Source organism: Sphaerisporangium sp. NPDC049003, assembly GCF_043197795.1.
Classification (GTDB): domain Bacteria; phylum Actinomycetota; class Actinomycetes; order Streptosporangiales; family Streptosporangiaceae; genus Sphaerisporangium.
The window spans coordinates 1-4,632 of the sequence record NZ_JBICTU010000070.1 but is presented as its reverse complement, the minus strand read 5'-3'; the positions used below and the strand labels follow the sequence as shown (position 1 = coordinate 4,632).

The 4,632-nt window shown below is 68.7% G+C and carries 4 protein-coding genes; all 4 read left to right on the top strand.

Features of this window, described 5'->3' with window-relative positions:
* Nucleotides 1–104: 104 nt before the first annotated feature.
* From ACGFIV_RS36160 to ACGFIV_RS36145, 4 genes are read left to right on the top strand one after another with little or no spacing between them, the layout of a single operon-like run.
* On the top strand, nucleotides 105–860 hold the full coding sequence (locus ACGFIV_RS36160) for a TnsA-like heteromeric transposase endonuclease subunit (protein ID WP_358562070.1): 756 nt from the start codon (nucleotides 105–107) through the stop codon (nucleotides 858–860).
* Entirely contained in the window at nucleotides 857–2,941 is a 2,085-nt protein-coding gene (locus tag ACGFIV_RS36155; protein WP_392839578.1) for an integrase, read from the top strand. Before ACGFIV_RS36160 ends, ACGFIV_RS36155 begins: the two co-directional genes overlap by 4 nt.
* Nucleotides 2,938–3,984, top strand: coding sequence for an ATP-binding protein (locus ACGFIV_RS36150; protein WP_358561317.1), 1,047 nt, complete (start codon nucleotides 2,938–2,940; stop codon nucleotides 3,982–3,984). Before ACGFIV_RS36155 ends, ACGFIV_RS36150 begins: the two co-directional genes overlap by 4 nt.
* Complete coding sequence (locus ACGFIV_RS36145) at nucleotides 3,981–4,583, top strand: TniQ family protein (RefSeq protein ID WP_358561314.1); 603 nt, start codon at nucleotides 3,981–3,983, stop codon at nucleotides 4,581–4,583. Before ACGFIV_RS36150 ends, ACGFIV_RS36145 begins: the two co-directional genes overlap by 4 nt.
* Nucleotides 4,584–4,632: the final 49 nt, after the last annotated feature.

Below are 4,632 nucleotides of genomic sequence, written 5' to 3'. Positions count from 1 at the left end.
TGTCCTGTGACAGCGAAGGCTGAGCATTGTCACCGAAGGTTGATGACCACTAGTTTCGTGCCACCGAAGGTTGAGTGACGCGTCGCCAGTCGTCAGGAGTGACGGTGGAGGAACTCGCGGTTGATCACGGGGATCCGGCTCATGGCGGGTTTGAGCTGGACTTCTACCACGATGGCGTGCGGTGTCGTAGACCGCTGGGAGCCAGCTGGAGCGTCCGGTTTGAGCAGGTGCCGCCGGTGCGTCCCTTCGGCTGGTCCAAGGGGGGAACGAGTTTCGCGGGCTGGTATTACTCGGTCACGAACGCTGATCACATCGGGTACGAGTCCTGGCTGGAGCGCGACCGGCTGATCCTGCTCGATGCGGATCCCGAGGTGAGGGGCATTGCCTCGCAACCGTTCTGGCTGCACTGGCATGACGGGGTGCGCCAGCGTCGGCACGCCCCGGACTACTTCGTCCGGTTGGCGGACGGCCGCGGCCGAGTCATCGACGTTCGCGCCGACTATCAGATCGACGACGCGGCGGCGCAGGCGTTTGAGGCCAGCGAGCGGGCCTGCCGGGCAGTGGGCTGGGAGTTCGCACGGGTCGGCGTTCCCGATCCGGTGTTGATGGCGAACATGCGATGGTTGGCCCGCTATCGCAGGCGCCGCTGCGGCGCTCGTCGAGACGTCGCCGATGAACTCGTACGCGTCTTCGGCGGGCCGGTGCCGTTGCGGGTCGGGGCCAGCTCGGTGGGTGACCCGCTCATGGTGCTGCCTGTGCTGTTTCACCTGCTCTGGACCGGCGTGCTGGTCGCGGACATCAGTAGGCGGTTGCTGGGATCCGACAGTCTGGTGCACGCGGCGAAGGTGGCGGGCCGGTGAGCCGGCTGGCGCGCCCGGCCCGGCTGATGGTCGGCGAGCGGGTGCGGTTCGATGGGCAGGTCCGCGTCGTGCTGGCGGTCTCGGGCCACGCGGTGATGCTGTCTGAGCTCGGTGGCCAGCCTAGGGTGGTGCCGCCGGCTTTGCTGTTCGCCGATGACGACTTTGAGATCGTGGACAGCGCAGGGCGGTTGCCGCTGCCTGCGGTGTCCTTGCTGGAGACGCTGCCCCCACCTGTGCTGGAGAAGGCGCTGTGGTGGGAGAGTCACATCCTGGAGGTCTTGCACGGGCTGCCACCGGATGCGCCCGGCGATGCCGAGCCGCGGCCGGAGTATGCGCCGACGAGGTCGCTGACGTCCCGGGAGAAGGCCAAGGCGGTCGAACTGACGACCGCCGGGCATCGAGTGAGCGCAAGTACGGTGGCCAACTATCGCCGCCGCTATGAGAGCGGCGGCGTGCTCGGCCTGGCCGATCATCGCCCGATGCGCAAGAGACCCCGGTACGGGACCGTGGACGACCGGGTGGTCGCGGCGATGCGGCAGGCCATCGCCGAGGCCGTGGACGCCTCCACCCGCACCGGGTCGTTCCTGCTCTGGCGGACCGGCGAACTTCTGCGCGAGCAGGGTGAGCTGGTCGAGCTGCCGTCGCAGCGCACGCTCTATCGGCTGCTGGCCAAGTTGACCGCGGGCACCCACACCACCGGCTCTGCCGTCACCCGAAGATCGCGGGCGCATGGTGCGCAAGCGCCGTTCGGGGAGTTACCCGCCTTCGCCCCGGGCGAGGTGATGCAGATCGACTCCACCTCGCTGGACGTGCTGGTCCGGCTGGATGACGGCGTGGCGGGCAAGGTCGAGCTCACCGGCATGATCGATGTCGCGACCCGGACGGTGACCGCCGCGGTGCTGCGACCGGTCACCAAGTCGGTCGACGCGAGCGTGCTGCTGGCCCGCACGCTCACCCCGGAGCTGATGCGGCCGGGCTGGGTGGAGGCGTTGCGCATGGCGCGCTCGGTGCTGCCGCACCGTCGGCTGCTCAGCCTGGATGAGCGGCTGGAGCACGCGGCCGCGCGGCCGGTGATCGTGCCCGAGATGATCGTCTGCGATCACGGCAAGGTCTTCATCTCCCGCAACTTCCTCGCTTCCTGCCGGTTCCTGGAGATCGACGTTCAGCCTGCGCACAAGGGCTCGCCGTTCGAGAAGGGCCACATCGAGAAGATGCTGAGCTCGGTGGGCACGCTGTTCGCCCAGTTCGTCTCCGGCTACACCGGCCGCAACAGCGACCGGCGCGGACGGCACCTGGACAAGCAGCCCATCTGGTCCCTGCTGGAGTTGCAGGAGCTTCTGGATGAGTGGCTGGTCGCCAAGTGGCAAAACCGCAGGCACGACGGGTTGCGTGACCCGGTCCACCCGGGCAGGTCGTTCACCCCGAATGAGAAATACGCCGCGCTGGTCGAGACCTGCGGCTACGTCCCGGTCGCGCTCACCGGCGCCGATTACATCGAGCTGCTGCCCGCCATCTGGCGCGCGGTCAACGACTACGGCATCAAGATCAGCCGCCGCACCTACGACGGCCCCGGCCTGATCCGGCGCCAGGACTCCGGGGTCCGGGCCAAGAAGGGACTCTGGGAGGTCCATCACGATCCCTACGACGTCTCCCAGATCTGGGTGCGCAACCACCACGGCGACGGCGAGTGGATCGAGGCGCGGTGGAAGCACCTGCACCGCGTCCCCGTCCCGTTCGGTGAGCTGGCCTGGGATCACGTCAGCCAGAGTCTGCCCCGGGCCACCGAGGTTGAAATCGCAGACGCGGTCGCCGCGCTACTGGCCAAGGCCGGCGCCGGACCCGAGCAACCGGCCAAGCCCGGCACCCGGCGCACCGCGCGGGACCGGCAGGTCGCGGCCCGCACCCGCGCCACCACAACCAGCGCACCTTCTGTCCCGCAGCCAGTCACGCCCACCGAAGCAGATGCCGAGCCAGACGCCGCATCAGGCCAGGGCCCGGCCGAGACCACAGACGAGCCGCTGGCCAAGGTGATCCCGCTGGGACTGTTCGACCCGCTGGAAAACCCCTGGAGACGCTCGTGAGCGACCGCGGCCACCTCACCGGCACCGCCCTGCAGGCCGCTGACGAGCAGTCCGGGCAGCACCTGACCACCATCCCCGGCTGGCGGCGGTCGCTGGCCGAGCCACCGGCCCCGCCCGCCCTGCTGAACGCCGCCGACTACGCCCGGTTACCCGGCATCGAGCGCGACGCCTACGACGAAGCCCGGCTCGACCACCACGCGCGGCTGCTGGTGGTGGCCACCTCCGCCGTCCGCCATACGGTGACCTGCGGGCGGCGCCTGGTGCTGCTCAACCGGCACGCGATCAGCGCCCGCCGGGGGCTGATCGTTTCCGGCCCGGCCGGCACTGGCAAGACCATCGCCATCACCCAGCTCGGACGCGCCCACGAACTGCTGGATCGGGCCCGTCACCCGCACTCTGACGACCGGATCCCGGTCGTCTACATCACCGTCCCACCCGCTGCCACCGCCCGCATGGTCGCCGCCGAGTTCGGCCGCTTCCTCGGCTTGCCGGTCCGCAGCCGGCTCAACATCACCGACATCATCGAGGCCGTCGTGGGCGTGCTCACCGACACCCGCTGCGGACTGATCCTGGTCGACGAACTGCACAACATCTCGCTGACCAGCCGCACCGGCGCCGAGGTCGCCGACACCCTCAAATACTTCTCCGAACGCATCCCGGCCACCTTCGTCTATGCCGGCATCGACATCGAACACAGCGACCTGCTGTCCGGCACCCGCGGCGCGCAGATCGCCGGACGCTTCACCCTCATCACCACCCAGCCGTTCCCCTACGGCCCGGAATGGCAGGGCCTGGTCGCCACCCTGGAACAGACGCTGCTGCTGCATGCCCACAAGCCCGGCACCCTCACCAGCCTGGACCGCTACCTGCACGACCGCACCGGCGGCATGATCGGCGCCCTGTCCCACCAGATCCGCGGAGCCGCCCTCGACGCCATCCTCACCGGCACCGAAGGAATCACCAGGAAGGGGTTGGACGCCGTCCCGCTGGATCACACCGCCGAGACCACCCGCGCCCGCGCCAAGACCGGCCCCAGCCGATGAACAACGTCCCGGACGAGCGGCTCGTTTCGCTTCCGATCCTGGTCCGTCCCCGATCCGGCGAAACCACCGGCTCCTACATCCGCCGTCTGGCCCGGGCCAACCACCTCAAGCCCAGCTACCTGCACGGTTTCCTCGCCGGCCCACCGACGTGGTTCGGCAAGCCGCGTCTCGAACGACTCGCCGTCTTATCCGGACGCACCCCTCAGGTGCTGCGAAAGACGCTCTCCGACGCTGGCCCAGCTCCCGGTCGAGACAAACCGGGCCCTTCCACCAAGCCCAAACGCCTCGATAAGGCAGCGCTCTACCGGAGGATCCGCCACGACGCCGAGACCGAAAACCTGTCCATGCGCGCCCTGGCCAGGCGCCATCACGTCACCGAGCGCACGATCAAGGCCGCCCTCACCAACCCCGAGCCTCCGGCCCGCAAGCCCTTACCCCGCCGCCCCTCGGTCATCGATCCGGTCCAGCACCTCATCGACTCCATGATCGAGAACGGTCACCGCCCTACAGAGATCTGGACACGACTCATGGACGAGCACGACGTCTCGATCTCCTACGGCCGGATCAGGCTCTATGTCCACAACCAGACAACGCGCTGACCGCTCAACCTTCGTTGTCACAACTCAAGGTTCGCTGTCACAGGACAAT